Here is a 15,387-nt window from a genome sequence, read left to right as displayed (position 1 = left end):
TTTTGGGTACGATGGATGCCATGTATGGATGCATGCCGAAAAGTTCACGAAAAATCCCTCCTTCGTCACCGTGCGAGGAGGGATTTTTATAGAAGGTTCACAGATGATAAAAAGAAAATCCAACTATACAGCATGGCAAGGGTGAACAACACCGTCGGCGGAATGACCAGAAGTGAGATTTTCGTATAAGCGGACCAAGGAAGCGGATAGCGGTATTTTTGTAAGATATGGAGCCAAAGCAACGTTGCGAGCGTCCCGGTCGGCAACAGCAGCGAGCCGATATCGCTCCCGATAATCATCGCCAAATACGCCGCTTTCAGCACGAGCGGGTCGGTATGCATTTCGGCCAATGTCAACGTTCCGATCATGAGCGCAGGGCGGTTGTTAAATACATTGGACAAAACAGACATCATGCTTCCCATGACGAAAATGGCGTGAAACAGATTGGACACATAAGGCTGCAATTGTTGCACGAAGTAATGTCCCAAGCCGGCCCCGTTTAACCCGTATACAATAATATACATTCCAAAGGCAAAGACAAGGATGTGCCACGGCGCTTTCCGCAACACGTCAAATGGCCTCGTCTTAAACGTGTACCACCGCCATCCTAGCAGCAAGCCCGACCCCACCAGAGCCACCCATTCGACCGGGATATGAACGTAGGAAGCGACAAACAAACTAGCCCGCATTGCCAATACAAAGAGAAGAATCGCCTTCATCCTTTGTTTCGATATGTTCAAATCGTCATAGCCAGCGGAATCGCGGAGGGGATGTTGGTAAAACGAGCGCGGGGTGATGGGGACGGATAGCGGGGGAAGTGTTCTAGGAAGATCTTTGTAAAAAACGGCAAACAACATGCCGGTCAAAAAGAGCAGCCCAAGCGTAGCAGGGATGAACATCATCGCTGTTTGCGCGTACAGGCTCATATCAATAATCTTTAACGAAATTAAGTTCACCATGTTGCTCACACCGATCGGCGCGCTTGAGGCGGTGGCGATGAGCGCGCCGCTCACCAAGTACGGAAACTGTTCTCGCTTTTTGAGTTGAAAGCTCTTTAAGAGCAGCAGCAAAATCGGGGTTGTGATGATGATGCTGCCGTCGTTGTTGAAAAACAGCGTCATGAGAAAGCAAAGCGCATTGGTGTACCAAAACAGCCGAACACCGGAGCCGTTGGCCCGTTCAGCCAACATGGCGGCGATCCAGTGAAAAAAGCCGATGCTCTCGAGCACAAGCGCCATGATAAACGTGGAGATGATGGTGACCGCTGCGCCGCCTACTTTGGTGCTAATGTTGATGAGATTGGAAAAACTGACTGCTCCGCTCGCAAGAGTGATCACCGCACCGACCGCGGCCGGGATGGCTTCATGCATTCCTTTCGGGCGCCAATAGATGAGCAGGAGTGTAAAGAAAAACGTAAGCACGATCAGGATATCGATGATGACAAGCCTCCTTTCTTGCATTTTCTTCGTTGAAGCGGTATGGGTGAACTGTCTATAGTATTCATTTGTACTGCATCTATATGTGCCTGAGAGAAGACTTGTACTACGCCATTCGCTCAAATTCGCCAAAATCCACGTTTGTTCGCTATGAGCAGGCCACCTATGCCTAGCTCGCGCCCGCCGCCCGTCTTTCCCTAATCAAAAAAGTTGGCCAAACAAAAAGGATGGCCAACTTTTTGGTGAAGAATAGGTTGTCTATCAAATATGTGAAGGAAGCGGCGGGCAACATGAGTTACCAGTACACGTTCTCCTGTTTGAACAGATGGTGCAAAACAGTATGTTGTTTGGAATTCACAATCGCCAGCGGTTTCTTCGCTAAAATGGTTGAAGGAAAGCGAGACAAGTCACGTAAAGGATTCGGCAGCGTGCGGCACGGAATTTGCGCCTGCCGTCCTTCCCATGAAAGAGCGGTTTTGGCTCCGATATGAAATCCCCAATCCCCAAAAGACGGAACGATGGTATGGTAGCTTAGTGTGTGAAATCCAGCGCTTTCGATCGTTTTTCCGATGCTCCAGAAAACGATGGGCGTATCATCAAGGGAAGCAGATTGGCAGACAAACACACCGTCATCGGCAAGACAACGTTTTAAGAGAGTGTAAAATTCGGTTGTATATAGACTGCTAGTCGTCTCATCGGTCGGGTCGGGAAAGTCGACGATGATGAGTGGATAAAGGGTGCGGTTGGCGGCAAGAAAATCAACCGCATCTTGAGGATGGACGGCAACCCGGGAGTCGGATAACGAAGAGTCGTTCAATGCGGCTAATTTTTTGCTTTTTTTCGCAGCCTGCAATACTGCAGGATCTAAGTCAACCAGATCGACATGCTTAACGCTTGGGTATTTCAGCACTTCCCGCAGCGCCAAGCCATCCCCGCCGCCTAAAATAAGCACGCGGCTCGGGGTGGGGACAAACGTGAAAGCCGGGTGAACAAGCGCCTCGTGATAAATGTGCTCATCCAATGAGCTAAACTGCAACTGCCCGTCTAAATACATGCGTACATCTTTCGCTTCAATCATTTGCAAGTGTTGGAAGGCACTTTTTTCGTCCCAAAGCAGTTTATGTTTTCCACGCAAAAGCGCCTGCCGCCCGATCTGATCCCACTTGTCGCCGCGGACGGCCTCATCGCCGCCGTGGCGCTCGTCCGGCTTTGGCGACCCAAACGATTCCATCCCTTGGCTCATAACGAGCTGAGGGGACGTTGTCCCGCGGGAAACTGAATAAACGACCGCCCGTTTTGCCTGAAGGCCTTTTAATAACACATCCACCTGGCTAAGCGGATCATGTTCCCCGCACGTATAAAAATCCAACGAAGCATAGCGTTCCTCCGGCCACGTATGAATCGACAGATGCGACGTGGCTAGCACGATCATGCCCGTCACACCTTGCGGATGAAATGGATGGAAATACGAATATACCACTTCCATGCCGGCGTTTCGCGCGGCCATTGTCAGCAGCTGTTCCAAATAGTCCTGGTTGTTCAAAAGGGTGGAATCGCATTCAAAGGCATCGAGAATTAGATGTTTCCCTCCCACATTCAACGGATGGCCATCTCCTTTCTACTTGAATGGATTGTCCTTTATTCTATGGCATGCGTTGTCAAAGAGCTTGTATCATGGCCCGGCAGAGCATCATCCGTTTTTTTGCCCTACCGGAAGGAAAAAGACACCCTCGAGTGCAAAAAAGCCCCTGCCCGTTCTATCGTCTGCAGTGTGACGATGCTCACTCCAGGACGGTGCTTTTTCGGCTACAATGATGGTAAACAACACGATGATGGAGGATGTATGGCACACTATGTTTGGATCATCATCAATGCGTTGTTGGTGGCCGGTTCTGCGCTGTATATATGGCTGTTTCGCCCGAGCGATTCAGCGGCCGTGTTTGCCGGAAAATGGCTGGCGCAAGCAGCGATACTGTTGTTTTGGGTTAATGTCAATATGTACTTCATTTTTCTCGTCATCCGCAAAGCGAAAGCCCGGAACGTGAAAGTTGCCTTGGCGCGGATGTCAAGAAAAATGATGAAAGCCCATATTCCGCTGGCTGTAGCCGGAACGGGCTTGATCGTGCTTCACGGCGGGATCATGACGTGGAAGCTCGGGGCGGTCCTTGGTGTTGGCCACGGAAAAATGGTGACCGGCTATGCGAGCCTTGGACTGTTGGCCCTCACCTTGGTGGCCGGCGTTCTCCGCCATCGAAAAGCGTCCGGATTTCGGCGGAAATTCCATCTGTTGTCTGCGATGGCGTTTGCCTGTTTGTTTCTTATCCACTTATTTTGGCCTGTTTGACGTCGAAAGGAGAGAAAAACATGAGTGAGGTGCTCGCCCTATTCGCACGGTATACGAATCGCCAAGTGGTGGTCAACTTCTATGAAGACGATGAGTTGGTCGCGCGCGACGGGTTTTTCTTTGACTATATGGAACGGTCGGATCAGGTGTTAACCTTTTTCAAAAACGGGCAAGCCCGCCTCTCCATCCCGCTAGCGGACTATCCCGATCACCATGTGTTGAAATCGTTCTCCCGGTACTACCGGCTGGAACATTCCTGCTTTCGGCGGGCGGTGGAGCTGTATTTTCCTTCATAGCCTGATGACGCCATCCATTCACCGCTGCATAATCGGTCAGCCTTTATTCGCTTTTTGCATGAAATCAAAGGCACCATCCAACAGCTCAACTGCATGATCGAGGCGAAGCAAAAAGATGAAGCGCTCTTTCAGCTCGTTCGCGGTCTGAAGCGCTATGACGAAATCGAATGGATCGAGGGGGCGAGTTTTTCGTTGAAATAAGTGTTCTTTGCATGCTGGAAAACAATGAAAGCGATGAGAGCGGCAGACGCTCGTCATCGCTTTTTCATGCTTCACCATCCCGCCGCCAATAGAGGGACGAGGGGAGAAAGCATGATCCACCGATATGCATTTTCCGCCCCACTGAAGTAATAGGCCGATGGCAGCAACAACAACGCACAGAGCAAAAATGAGAGGACCTGCTGTCTCATCACCCCTCTTATCAAAAAGACAAGCGCGGCGCCAATGGATAGCCAAAACAGCCCTCCAATCCAGAAAACGTTCATGTTTTCCCTCCCACACATGCCTGCCGGTCTCCATAACCAACATCACATTCGTTTTTCTTAAAAGACATTTTATCATGCCCCAGATGATTCGACGATTCTTTTTTAAGGTTATAGATACAAAGGGAACATCGACAGAGAGAACCTTGTCATATTCAAGGAATGGGAGAAGTATTTATAAAATGGCTGCAAAGTTCGGATAACGGTCGTCTGGCATGCGGTTTGTTAGAGAAGCTGCAGACAAGCGCCCCCTGCCCATTGTCTATCGGGAGGAAAGGGAGAGATTCCTGAGGCATCTGGGGGTTTTCTTCAAAGAGGAGGATGATTATTAAAATATAATCTTTATACTTTACTATTAAATATTAATTTATTATAATTTTAATGTAGGAATCATTATCAATTAAAATTAATGATTCAAACTTTCCAAGGGAAGGGGAAGAGTGATGGAAAATCAAAATCGTCCCAACGCAGCCCAATGTCCGTTTCATGGAAGCATCACGAATCAATCTTCGAATCGGACGACGAACAAAGACTGGTGGCCGAATCAATTGAATGTAAGCATTCTCCACCAACACGACCGGAAAACGAATCCTCATGATGAAGAATTCAACTACGCTGAGGAGTTTCAAAAGCTCGACTACTGGGCGTTAAAAGAAGACTTGCGCAAACTGATGACGGAAAGCCAAGACTGGTGGCCGGCTGATTATGGCCACTACGGACCGCTGTTCATCCGTATGGCGTGGCATTCGGCGGGAACGTACCGCATCGGTGACGGCCGCGGCGGCGCTTCGACCGGCACGCAGCGCTTTGCGCCGTTAAACAGCTGGCCGGATAACGCCAACTTGGACAAAGCGCGCCGGTTGCTTTGGCCGATCAAGAAAAAATACGGGAACAAAATTTCCTGGGCCGACCTGATGGTGCTCGCCGGCAATGTCGCGATCGAATCGATGGGCGGCAAAACGGTCGGCTTTGGCGGCGGCCGGGAAGATGTATGGCATCCGGAAGAAGACATTTACTGGGGTGCGGAAAAAGAATGGCTCGCTTCTGAACGCTACAGCGGGGATCGCGAACTTGAAAATCCGCTCGCCGCTGTGCAGATGGGGCTCATTTACGTCAACCCGGAAGGCCCTGACGGCAAGCCAGATCCGAAAGCAGCAGCCCGTGACATCCGCGAAACATTCCGCCGCATGGGAATGACCGACGAAGAAACCGTCGCCTTGATCGCCGGCGGCCACACGTTCGGCAAAGCGCACGGCGCAGGTCCGGCCTCGCACGTCGGCCCGGAACCGGAAGCCGCCCCGATTGAAGCGCAAGGGCTCGGTTGGATCAGCTCATACGGAAAAGGAAAAGGCCGCGACACGATCACGAGCGGCATTGAAGGCGCGTGGACGCCAACACCGACCCAATGGGATATGTCGTATTTCGACATGCTGTTTGGCTATGACTGGTGGCTGACGAAAAGCCCAGCCGGAGCATGGCAATGGATGGCGGTTGATCCGGATGAAAAAGATCTCGCACCGGATGTGGAAGATCCGTCGAAAAAAGTCCCGACGATGATGATGACGACCGACTTGGCGCTTCGCTTTGATCCGGAATTCGAAAAAATCGCCCGCCGCTTCCATGAAAACCCGGATGAATTCGCCGATGCATTCGCCCGCGCCTGGTTCAAGCTGACTCATCGCGATATGGGGCCGAAAACGAGATACTTAGGTCCGGAAGTGCCGAAAGAAGATTTCATCTGGCAAGACCCGATTCCGACGGTCGACTATGAATTGACCGATGCGGAAATCGAGGAAATCAAAGCGAAAATTTTGAACTCGGGCCTGACCGTCAGCGAACTCGTCAAGACGGCATGGGCGGCAGCCAGCACGTTCCGCAACTCCGATAAGCGCGGCGGAGCCAACGGCGCCCGCATCCGCCTTGCCCCGCAAAAAGACTGGGAAGTGAACGAACCGGAGCGGCTTGCCAAAGTATTGGCCGTGTATGAAGACATTCAACGCGAACTGCCGAAAAACGTCAGCATCGCCGACCTCATCGTGCTAGGCGGCAGCGCCGCGGTCGAAAAAGCGGCCCGCGACGCCGGGTTTGATGTCAAAGTGCCGTTTATCCCGGGGCGGGGCGATGCGACGCAAGAACAAACCGATGTCGACAGCTTCGCAGTGCTCGAGCCGTTCGCCGACGGCTTCCGCAACTATCAAAAACAAGCGTACAGCGTTCCGCCGGAAGAGCTGCTTGTTGACAAAGCCCAGCTGCTCGGATTGACCGCACCCGAGATGACCGTTCTCATCGGCGGTTTGCGGGTGTTGGGCGCGAACTATCGCGATCTGCCGCACGGCGTCTTTACCGACCGCATCGGGGTGCTGACGAATGACTTCTTTGTCAACTTGGTTGACATGAACTACGAATGGGTGCCGACCGAAGGCGGCATTTATGAAATCCGCGACCGGCAAACAGGCGAAGTGCGGTGGACGGCCACCCGGGTCGACCTCATTTTCGGCGCCAACTCGATCCTTCGTTCGTACGCGGAACTTTACGCCCAAGACGACAACCAAGAGAAATTCGTCCGCGACTTTATCAACGCATGGGTGAAAGTGATGAACGCCGACCGCTTTGACATTCATTTGAAACAAGCCAAAGAGTCGGTCACCATTTGACCGGCGAAAAAAGCAGCTTGCCCGTTTGGGGCAAGCTGCTTTTTTATCCAGTGATTCTTTTTAGACTTGTTGTGGGGCAAAAAGAACGGTCTGCTGAAAGAAAACTGGAATGCTTGATGACCTGTTTTTATGTTTCAGAAATTTGCAGAGAGGGAAGATCCTTCGAAGAATCATTGAGAATAGTATGTATTTTATTGACAAATTATGTGTTTTTCAGTATGATTGCGGCAGAATCAAATCAAGGTCAAATAATAAATATAGGGAAAGGGACAGGACAAATGTTCACGTCAAAATAAAAAGATAGCTCAGCCCTGCCCAACGGTGGCGGGGAAAAGCTATCCTGCCGCACGTTGAGATGTTATCAGCCCTGCCCAACGGTGGCGGGGAAAATAACACCTTCTTTTTATGATTGTAAGGTATAAACGTGTTTTCGTCAACACAAAATGAATTTATGTATGGAAAGTAAAGGAGTTTACTTTAAATATGCAATACTTAATCTATTTTGATGAGAGCAATAAGCTCGACCAGTTTAACGCTGACTATTCTTACTATGGGGCTTACGGAGGAACCGATGCTGCAATGGCAAGGGTTGTTAAGCAAGTTCGAAACATCTTTAAACAGTGTAATTCTTTTAGTGAACTTCATTTTCGAGAGTATACGAAAGACAACCTTGTCAAGAAATATTTTCAAACTCTTCATACGGTTATTAATGAGAATGTACAGATTAATATTTTAACCGTTAATAATAGGGATGCTTTGTATGCGGCACAGAAAATCGGATTAACGGCGACTGAACTAAGAAACTTATTCTATATCAAAATACCGGAAAGATTATTTTATGGAATGACTCGGGATTTATCAAGTCAAGAATCTGGAACGATTAAGGTGAAGATTAAGGTAGACCAGAATGATGAGTATGATAAGCTTTTTCTTGAAACGAAAATCATTGAACAGATGAATGCACATTCGGCTTATCGCAATAAAAATTACCGCGTTGTTAATGTCCTTTCTCAAAACTCTGTTAAATCAATACCTTTGCAAATAGTGGATACATTTATGGGGATGGTTATATTTTTGTTGGAACAAAATTATCTTGAATCGTCCAATACTGCCAAGATAAAAAGTGATTTAATATACCGGTTTCTTATTGAAGGAAATAACTTAATGAAGTTTCAACAGCAAATCAAACTATATAAATGGACGGGACACGAAGAACTCACCTTTGTCAATATCAGCGACTATGTCTCACCTTTTATGGCTTATAAAGCAGCATATGATTCACAAGAAATAATACGAATTCAAAAGATCATGGTTGAGAATCCAGCGATGCCTCTAAAAGAGCTTAGACTCAAGGCAGGCTATCCGAATACCATGAAGAACACACTGATCGGATACAAGGATCAGATTGAAGGGCGGGGCAGGAATTATTCTATTTTATGATTCTCTTAGTTTAAATATGAATCTTTGACAAAACAAAGAAAAGAAGGAGTTTTCCCAATGAGGATACGCAAATGTGCTAGAGCAGTGATCATCAATGAGCGAAACGAAATTCTTCTTCAGAAATTTGAATTTCGGGACGTGGCAGGAAATAAAGTGTTATGGGTTACTCCAGGAGGGGGTATAGAAGAAAACGAGACCCCGGTCGAAGCCCTAAAAAGAGAATTATACGAAGAGCTAGGCATAGTGGTTGATGTTCTCGACGAGCCCATATTCCAACTGGATGTATGGATTGAAGGAAAACATGGTTCTTTTATTAGCCGGGAGATTTATTATCAAATCACGATCCAATCCGATACCGCATTGTCTACTGAACAGATGACAAGAAACGAAAAAGATACACTGAAAGGGCTCAAATGGTGGAGCAAAGACGAATTGCAGAAAATCGACGACTTTGCGCCGCGTGAAATATTGAATTACATATAGTTTTCTGCTGCGGTTGCGGCGAGTCGCAGAGGGAGTGGAGGTAGTGGCTTTCCTTTTCTCTTTATTTTAAGTTAACATAATACCCGTGGTGCTAGTTGAGCTTTAGCGCTCAACTAGCCCAAGTGTAACTAGAGAATAGGCTAGCAATATACCGTCTAACGCCACTTCAAATCCGATGATCGAATTGGCTCGGATCTCAGTGATACGATAGTGGTCAACCAGAACCGAGAACACCGTCTCGATCACTTTGCGTTTTTGTTTGATCCACTGCTCCCATGTCTCAGGCGGACGATGTTTCTGGTTTTTTCGAGACGGAGTCCAAAGCGCCATTTGGTATTCTTCGTACAGCCTTTTTTGCAAGTCATGGCTAATAAACCCTTTGTCTCCGAAGTTATAGGGATGAGGAATTTGGGTCATGACGCTTTCGGCTGCGATTCGATCATGACAAGATGCTTCCGTCACCACATATCCCATCGGCAGACCTTGATCTGTAACTTGAAGGTGCAGCTTAAACCCGTAGTACCATTGCTTTTTCGAAGCACAATACCTGATGTCGGCGATCTCTTGAAACCGTTTGACGCGATGCATTCTTGCGGTATGGCACAACGAGAGCGGCAAGCTGTCGACGACGGCATAGGCATGATGTTGGCCGCGTTTTGCTCACGACGGCGGATCCATTTGATGGCGAAGCGCAGCGCCCGACAACGGCGGTTGTACCGGGAACGTTCGAGAAACGAGCCGTTTGTGAACAAATTTCCCGTGACAAAGCGATGCCATGCCCGTTCGGATGTAAAACCGAGCAACTTTCCTAAAATATGAATCGCGATGACCACGGCGTCTTCCTGTTTGACCAAATGGCGGTTGCGGCGCTGCAGGTGCATCTGAATCGATGACAGTTGGGCAGAGACAAAACAGAAAATGGCGGCATATTGCTTTTGAATCTTGGCTCGATCTGTAGTAAAAGGAAAGTGCTCTTGCATAGGGATTCTCCTTTTCAATGTTTGATCGCACTTTCATTTTAAGGAGATCCTCATGCAAGGGCTATTTTTATGCTTGTTTGAGTTTATCTAGCACCACGGGTTTTTTCAAATTATGAATAAACGCTGTTGTTCATATGGATGACAAACCAAGAAGAGGAGCGGCATCGTGTCGCTCTTTTTATTTTAGGACTCACATTTCGCACCCTAACAAGGTAGAAACAAAGGATTTTTTATTTAGTTTTTTAGAATAACTTTTTGACCAACACGACTAGCGATGGAAATCCTTTTTTTACCATCGCTAGTCGTTCCGTATGACGTTACACGTAAATGCTCTCATCCATTCCCAACCCTTGCAGAATCCTTCGCTGCTCGTAGGTGAGCGGTTTTCCTAGCGCGCGTTGGATGCGTCCATCCGGCAGCTTGAGGAGGACGACTTTCACATACTCAAACAACTGAAAAATCGCTTGCCCGGTCGGCCGGGTCAGCTTGCGGCCTCCGGCGCCCTTTAACGGGCGTTCCGGTGTGATGAACGGACGCACGCGGCGCTGAAAGACACGGTAAATCGCCAAGGCCAAGAGAAATAAATAGCCCAACACCGCCACCCGTTCTGGCTTTTTGACGTAAATCTCGTCAGTGAAGAACGGATCTTTGAGAAAGGAGAAGTTCATTTCCACCGAGATTTGCCCTTTATACAACTTCAAGATTTCTCGAGCATCCATCGTTTGGCCTTTCCATTCCTTCGGAACGGTCGTGACGAGGACAAACCGGGACGCTTTCCGTCTTGCCTGTTCCCATGCCTGTTGGTCGAATTCGACGTCCAGGCGCAAAAGATACAGCGTCTCCACCTCGGGTTCCACCCCTTTTTTCGGCCGGCCGCGCCGTTTTTTCGGGCGCACGATCTCTTCGACCGCGGCCTCCACCCGATGAAACCGGGGGCGAAGGAACGCCTTGAGGGACGCCAAGGCTTGTTCGGCGTCTTCGCGGCAGGAGAAGGGGTGGCGCTCCCAACGGACTTGTTCCTCTCGAAGAAGCTCCGCTTCTTTGACCCGCTCTTTTTCGAGTGTTTTTCCTTTGCGCTGGTCGAGCGCGCTCGATTCGACGACGATCAGCCGAACGGGGTGGCCTTCATACGTTCCCACCGTTTCCCATACCTGATACACGGCGCCGTTTTTCTCGGCCAACGAAAAGGAGTCGCTCCACGCTGGATCGGGTTGGACATCCGCTTCCGCCAGAGCGGCTTTGACGATTCGGAGCGATGAAGGGCCTCTGGTGATCAAAAAGGCATTGGCGGCTTTCGTCTGCGCCAAGGTGTCTTTCGTCATCGCGGCGGAATCCGCCACATACATCCATTCGTCTTCGATCTTGGCTTGTTTGAGCTGTTCATGGACACGGGACAGCACCTCGGGATTCCACGTTTTGTCAGGCATGTTGCCGTCGTGCACATCGCCGTAAAACGGAATGCCGTCTTCATTGCCGATCAGCCCAAAACCAATCTGTTTTTGCCAGCGATGATGCCGATTGTAGCCATACGTAATCGCCACCCCCTCTGACGAAGGGGACTCGTACGCGCCGTAAACGGTCTTGCCTGTCGTATCCGCGTGAAAGACACGGAGAGGGAGGCTTTCTTTCTTGTCAATTTGCACGAGGCAAGACGACAGGACTTGATGGATATTGGCCTCATACAGCCGGTCCAAATGGCGAGCAATGGCATCGTCGTTGAACCAAGACGGATCCAATCCTGGCCGGATCAGCTTGGGCAAGTCGATGTCATGCGCCCACCGTTCCAAATGAACGAGGGCTTGCCGGCCGCTCAAGATATCCAAGAGAAGCAGCCCGACCACATCACTGGCTCGGGTTTGGCATTGAGGATCCACCGGAACCAGCCGGTCCATCAGCTGAGGGAGGCCAAGATCTTTGAAAATGGTACTTATTATATTCAAATAGGAACTTTCATAAATCGCCCGAATTCGAACGTCCATGATGGAAAAACTCCTTTGCATTCCTTGTGTGTCAAGGATTCATTCGACATGAAAACAAAAAAATCCTCCCGATTTTGGTCGAGAGGGTGCGAAATGTGAGTTTGAATATGTTTTTTCAAGCCTGAATATTTTGAATACCTATGCACCTATTCATTCATCGTCCTCATTAGGTATAACCTCAAATAGTAGTCTGGGCTTCCACGTTTTCCAGTTTATTCCCATCCCCTAGTCGATCACTCTCTCGGCCATACCTATACAGGGGAAATGAATGTGTTCATATATGTCACATCTAGCTAAAAATTGGGCTATAATGAATGGGAACGAAAGACCAGCACAAAACAGGTGATGAATGGATATGAACATAAAAACATTATTGATTGCCCCGTATCCCGGACTGAAAGAATTGGCCTCCACGCTAGCCAAAGAACAGCAGGAACTCGATCTGACCGTTGTGCAAGGCGACTTGCAAGAGGCCATTCCGATTGTGAAACAGTACGAAAAAGAAGGGTTCGATCTAGTGATTAGCCGCGGTGGCACGGCACAACTGTTACGCCAATATACTTCATTGCCCGTTATTGAAATTCAAGTGTCGGGTTACGATATTTTACGTATATTGACACTGGTGAAAGACTATCACGCTCATCATTGGATGATCGGATTCACGAACATTTGCCAAGGATTTGTTTCTGTATCTAACCTTTTAGATATCCAGATCCCTTACACCATTATCCATGACCAAAAAGAAGTCGATGAAGCGGTAAAACAGGCAAAAGCAGCAGGCGCTCAAACGATTATCGGGGATACAGTCACTTGCAGGACAGCGGAAGCGTGCGGACTGCAAAGCATTCTCATTACTTCCGGCAAGGAATCGGTCATCGAAGCGTTTGAACAGGCAAAGCAAACGTATCAAATGCTCAAAAATACAGCCAAAGAAGCCAAACGATATAAACAACTATTGCAACAAAGCCGTGTCGCCATTGCGGTTTACAATGAACATGGCACCATCGAGTATGCCAGCCCGGCTTTTCAAAACCGATTCAATTGGATGAAAAACAACTCCAACGAATCATCCATTTATGCCTGTTTCCCCTTTCTTGACCGTGAATATAATGAGCTATGCCGAGCGATCGCACCTGTGGAAATTCAATCCACCTGTATCGTCAATGATGAACGGATGCATTTGTGGCAAGGGTGTTTAAACAAAGATCCGCTTGAACATCACTATTACGTACGTTTGGCTGAAAGCACCAAGCCCCAAGAAGAACAGGGCTTAACCGTTGCTGCTGTACAGCCTGCAATGCGTTCATTTTCTCAAATCCTCGGCAACAGCGCATCGATTCATCAAGTGGTTGAGCAAGGCAAAAGGGCGGCGATGCATCGCGAACCAGTGGCGCTATACGGGGAACAAGGAAGCGGCAAAAAAACGCTGGCGGGAATCATCCATTGCGAGAGCAAGCAAACAGAAGGAATGTTGTTGCACGTCCGCCTGACAGCTGATGACGGGCAACTGATTGACCGCCTCCACTCTATTTTCACCTATAGCGAAGGCGGAACATGTGTATTGCAAGGAGTCGAACTGCTGCCGTTACTGCGCCAAGATGAGATTGCCCAACTCATCCCTGCGGCAGTGATGAGGATCATCTTTTTATTTGAGAACGCCCCGGCTCATTTAGCCCGACAAAAACAGCTATCTCATCATCTGTTCAAACAGTGTAAGACCAACCAAATTCGCTTGCCATCGTTAAGAGAGTACACGGAAGACTTAGAAGAATATGCGCGAAAATTCATCGCCCAATACAATGTAAAGTACGGAAAACAAGTGGTCGGCATCGACGAAGCGGCGCTCAAATGGCTGCACCGCCATCATTGGAAAGGCAATTTGCAAGAATTAAACAAGGTGATGGAGCAAGCCGTCCAAGTAGCCGGCCATGAATATATCCGGGTCGAAGACTTAAAAACTATCGGTTTCCTTGGCAGTGGAAACGATTTATGTTTGGACTTGCACAAGCCGTTGGCCGAGATTGAAAAAGAGATCATTTGGAGGGTGCTTGAAGAAGAAAACATGAACCAAACGAAAGCAGCGAAACGACTTGGCATTAACCGAAGCACCTTATGGCGAAAGCTGAAATGATGTTGCATTTCGCGACATTATTTCAGTTTTTTATTTATTTGAACAAAAATGTGTTGATAAATAAAACGCAATGAACTACAATGTACTTGCAAGCGATTTCATATGAGCTAAATGTTTCATTTTTCAACACTTCACAGAGGGGGAAAGGGAGAAATGAAAATCAAAGCGACATTGGAGCGTATTCCTGGCGGGATGATGGTCGTGCCACTACTGTTAGCCGCAACTATTAACACACTTGTTCCTGATTTACTCCGGATCGGAAACTTTACTGAAGCATTATTTGTAAATAGTGCAAGTGCTTTAATTGCCCTTTTTTTGCTTTGCGCTGGGGCACAAATCAACTTACGCAGCGCGGGGGTTGCTCTTGGAAAAGGTTTTACCTTGCTTTTCATAAAATGGCTAGTTGGCGCGGTTGTTGGGCTAATCGCCTACCTTTTTGCTGGTGCGGACGGTTTGTTTCTAGGGTTAGTTCCCCTTGCCATTATTGCCGCCATGACCAACAGTAACGGAGGGCTGTACATGGCAATTGTCGGCCAATATGGTAAAGAAGATGACAAGGCAGCCTATTCTCTATTAGCATTAAATGATGGACCATTTTTAACTATGGTTGCCTTATCGATTTTCGGGGCAATGGGGTTCGTTGACGGAATGTTTTCAGTTGTCTCCTTTATCTCCGTCTTACTTCCCATTATCATCGGAATGATTCTTGGCAACTTGGATAGCGACATGAGAGAGTTCTTAGCTAAAGGCAGTGATATGTTAATCCCATTTTTCGCCTTTTCCTTAGGAATGGGAATTAATTTCGAGGCTATTGTCAAAGGCGGATTAAGCGGTGTGTTGCTTGGAGTAGCCACCGTATTTCTTACCGGCACAGCCGGGTATCTTGTCTTTAAATCTCTAGGATGGAATCCGATCGTCGGGGCAGCTGAAGGTTCCACTGCAGGCAACGCAGTAGCCACCCCTGCCGCCATCGCAGCTGCCAATGCTTCTTTCGCTAATGTTGTCGACTTGGCGACCGTCCAAGTAGCAGCTAGTACGGTGACAACTGCAATTTTGTTGCCCTTGTATATTGCATTTTTGTCCAAAAAATTAGAAAAGAAGAATAACAGCAAGAACACCGTCAAGTATCAAATGGATTCATAAATTGGAACTTCCCCTACCT

Annotated in this window: 12 protein-coding genes and 1 pseudogene; 8 read left to right on the top strand and 5 right to left on the bottom strand. The window is 48.3% G+C overall.

Annotation, left to right across the window (positions count from 1 at the left end; all coding sequences use genetic code 11):
• Positions 1–86 precede the first annotated feature (86 nt).
• Together ACTVDO_RS03530 and speD are read right to left on the bottom strand one after the other, a co-directional pair.
• Positions 87–1,460: an arsenic transporter gene (locus ACTVDO_RS03530; protein ID WP_442901053.1), complete on the bottom strand. Its 1,374-nt coding sequence runs from the start codon at positions 1,458–1,460 to the stop codon at positions 87–89.
• A gap of 271 nt (positions 1,461–1,731) precedes the next feature.
• Positions 1,732–3,030, bottom strand: coding sequence for an adenosylmethionine decarboxylase (speD, locus tag ACTVDO_RS03525; protein WP_442901104.1), 1,299 nt, complete (start codon positions 3,028–3,030; stop codon positions 1,732–1,734).
• A gap of 249 nt (positions 3,031–3,279) precedes the next feature.
• On the opposite strand from speD, the gene ACTVDO_RS03520 reads away from it, so the two are divergent.
• Both ACTVDO_RS03520 and ACTVDO_RS03515 read left to right on the top strand, forming a co-directional pair.
• Positions 3,280–3,780 (top strand): hypothetical protein, encoded by a 501-nt coding sequence (locus tag ACTVDO_RS03520; protein WP_442901052.1) that lies wholly within the window; start codon positions 3,280–3,282, stop codon positions 3,778–3,780.
• A 20-nt stretch (positions 3,781–3,800) separates the two neighbouring features.
• Positions 3,801–4,076, top strand: coding sequence for a hypothetical protein (locus ACTVDO_RS03515; protein ID WP_442901051.1), 276 nt, complete (start codon positions 3,801–3,803; stop codon positions 4,074–4,076).
• Positions 4,077–4,112: 36 nt separating this feature from the next.
• On the opposite strand, the gene ACTVDO_RS03510 is transcribed toward ACTVDO_RS03515, so the two are convergent.
• Positions 4,113–4,532, bottom strand: a complete 420-nt coding sequence (locus tag ACTVDO_RS03510) for a hypothetical protein (RefSeq protein WP_442901050.1) — start codon at positions 4,530–4,532, stop codon at positions 4,113–4,115.
• Positions 4,533–5,001: 469 nt separating this feature from the next.
• On the opposite strand from ACTVDO_RS03510, the gene katG reads away from it, so the two are divergent.
• The 4 genes from katG to ACTVDO_RS03490 all read left to right on the top strand — a co-directional run bounded on the left by katG (position 5,002) and on the right by ACTVDO_RS03490 (position 9,135).
• The gene (gene katG, locus ACTVDO_RS03505; protein WP_020959843.1) at positions 5,002–7,212 is read left to right on the top strand and encodes a catalase/peroxidase HPI; all 2,211 of its coding nucleotides are present in this window, start codon (positions 5,002–5,004) and stop codon (positions 7,210–7,212) included.
• Positions 7,209–7,508, top strand: a complete 300-nt coding sequence (locus ACTVDO_RS03500; RefSeq protein ID WP_128754825.1) for a hypothetical protein — start codon at positions 7,209–7,211, stop codon at positions 7,506–7,508. Before katG ends, ACTVDO_RS03500 begins: the two co-directional genes overlap by 4 nt.
• A gap of 187 nt (positions 7,509–7,695) precedes the next feature.
• Positions 7,696–8,652 (top strand): DUF3800 domain-containing protein, encoded by a 957-nt coding sequence (locus ACTVDO_RS03495; RefSeq protein ID WP_020959844.1) that lies wholly within the window; start codon positions 7,696–7,698, stop codon positions 8,650–8,652.
• Between the two features lie 57 nt (positions 8,653–8,709).
• Entirely contained in the window at positions 8,710–9,135 is a 426-nt protein-coding gene (locus tag ACTVDO_RS03490; protein WP_020959845.1) for an NUDIX hydrolase, read from the top strand.
• A 102-nt stretch (positions 9,136–9,237) separates the two neighbouring features.
• Here the strand turns inward: ACTVDO_RS03490 and ACTVDO_RS03485 are convergent.
• A pseudogene (locus ACTVDO_RS03485) lies at positions 9,238–10,115 on the bottom strand (IS982 family transposase).
• Positions 10,116–10,432: 317 nt separating this feature from the next.
• Complete coding sequence (locus tag ACTVDO_RS03480) at positions 10,433–12,094, bottom strand: IS1634 family transposase (RefSeq protein WP_020959846.1); 1,662 nt, start codon at positions 12,092–12,094, stop codon at positions 10,433–10,435.
• A gap of 355 nt (positions 12,095–12,449) precedes the next feature.
• On the opposite strand from ACTVDO_RS03480, the gene ACTVDO_RS03475 reads away from it, so the two are divergent.
• Positions 12,450–14,225, top strand: coding sequence for a PrpR N-terminal domain-containing protein (locus ACTVDO_RS03475; RefSeq protein WP_442901049.1), 1,776 nt, complete (start codon positions 12,450–12,452; stop codon positions 14,223–14,225).
• A 153-nt stretch (positions 14,226–14,378) separates the two neighbouring features.
• Positions 14,379–15,368: a 2-keto-3-deoxygluconate permease gene (locus ACTVDO_RS03470; RefSeq protein WP_322310615.1), complete on the top strand. Its 990-nt coding sequence runs from the start codon at positions 14,379–14,381 to the stop codon at positions 15,366–15,368.
• The last annotated feature ends 19 nt before the right edge of the window (positions 15,369–15,387 follow it).

This window comes from Geobacillus sp. BK01, assembly GCF_052220245.1.
Taxonomy (GTDB): domain Bacteria; phylum Bacillota; class Bacilli; order Bacillales; family Anoxybacillaceae; genus Geobacillus.
The sequence above is the reverse complement of the archived record's forward strand: the minus strand, read 5'-3'. Positions and strand labels throughout refer to the sequence as shown.

Coding starts and splice junctions, on each gene's coding strand:
- ACTVDO_RS03530 (WP_442901053.1), bottom strand. CDS start 1,460: ATGCAAGAAAGGAGGCTTGTCATCATCGATATCCTGATCGTGCTTACG.
- ACTVDO_RS03520 (WP_442901052.1), top strand. CDS start 3,280: ATGGCACACTATGTTTGGATCATCATCAATGCGTTGTTGGTGGCCGGT.
- ACTVDO_RS03515 (WP_442901051.1), top strand. CDS start 3,801: ATGAGTGAGGTGCTCGCCCTATTCGCACGGTATACGAATCGCCAAGTG.
- katG (WP_020959843.1), top strand. CDS start 5,002: ATGGAAAATCAAAATCGTCCCAACGCAGCCCAATGTCCGTTTCATGGA.
- ACTVDO_RS03495 (WP_020959844.1), top strand. CDS start 7,696: ATGCAATACTTAATCTATTTTGATGAGAGCAATAAGCTCGACCAGTTT.
- ACTVDO_RS03490 (WP_020959845.1), top strand. CDS start 8,710: ATGAGGATACGCAAATGTGCTAGAGCAGTGATCATCAATGAGCGAAAC.
- ACTVDO_RS03480 (WP_020959846.1), bottom strand. CDS start 12,094: ATGGACGTTCGAATTCGGGCGATTTATGAAAGTTCCTATTTGAATATA.
- ACTVDO_RS03475 (WP_442901049.1), top strand. CDS start 12,450: ATGAACATAAAAACATTATTGATTGCCCCGTATCCCGGACTGAAAGAA.
- ACTVDO_RS03470 (WP_322310615.1), top strand. CDS start 14,379: ATGAAAATCAAAGCGACATTGGAGCGTATTCCTGGCGGGATGATGGTC.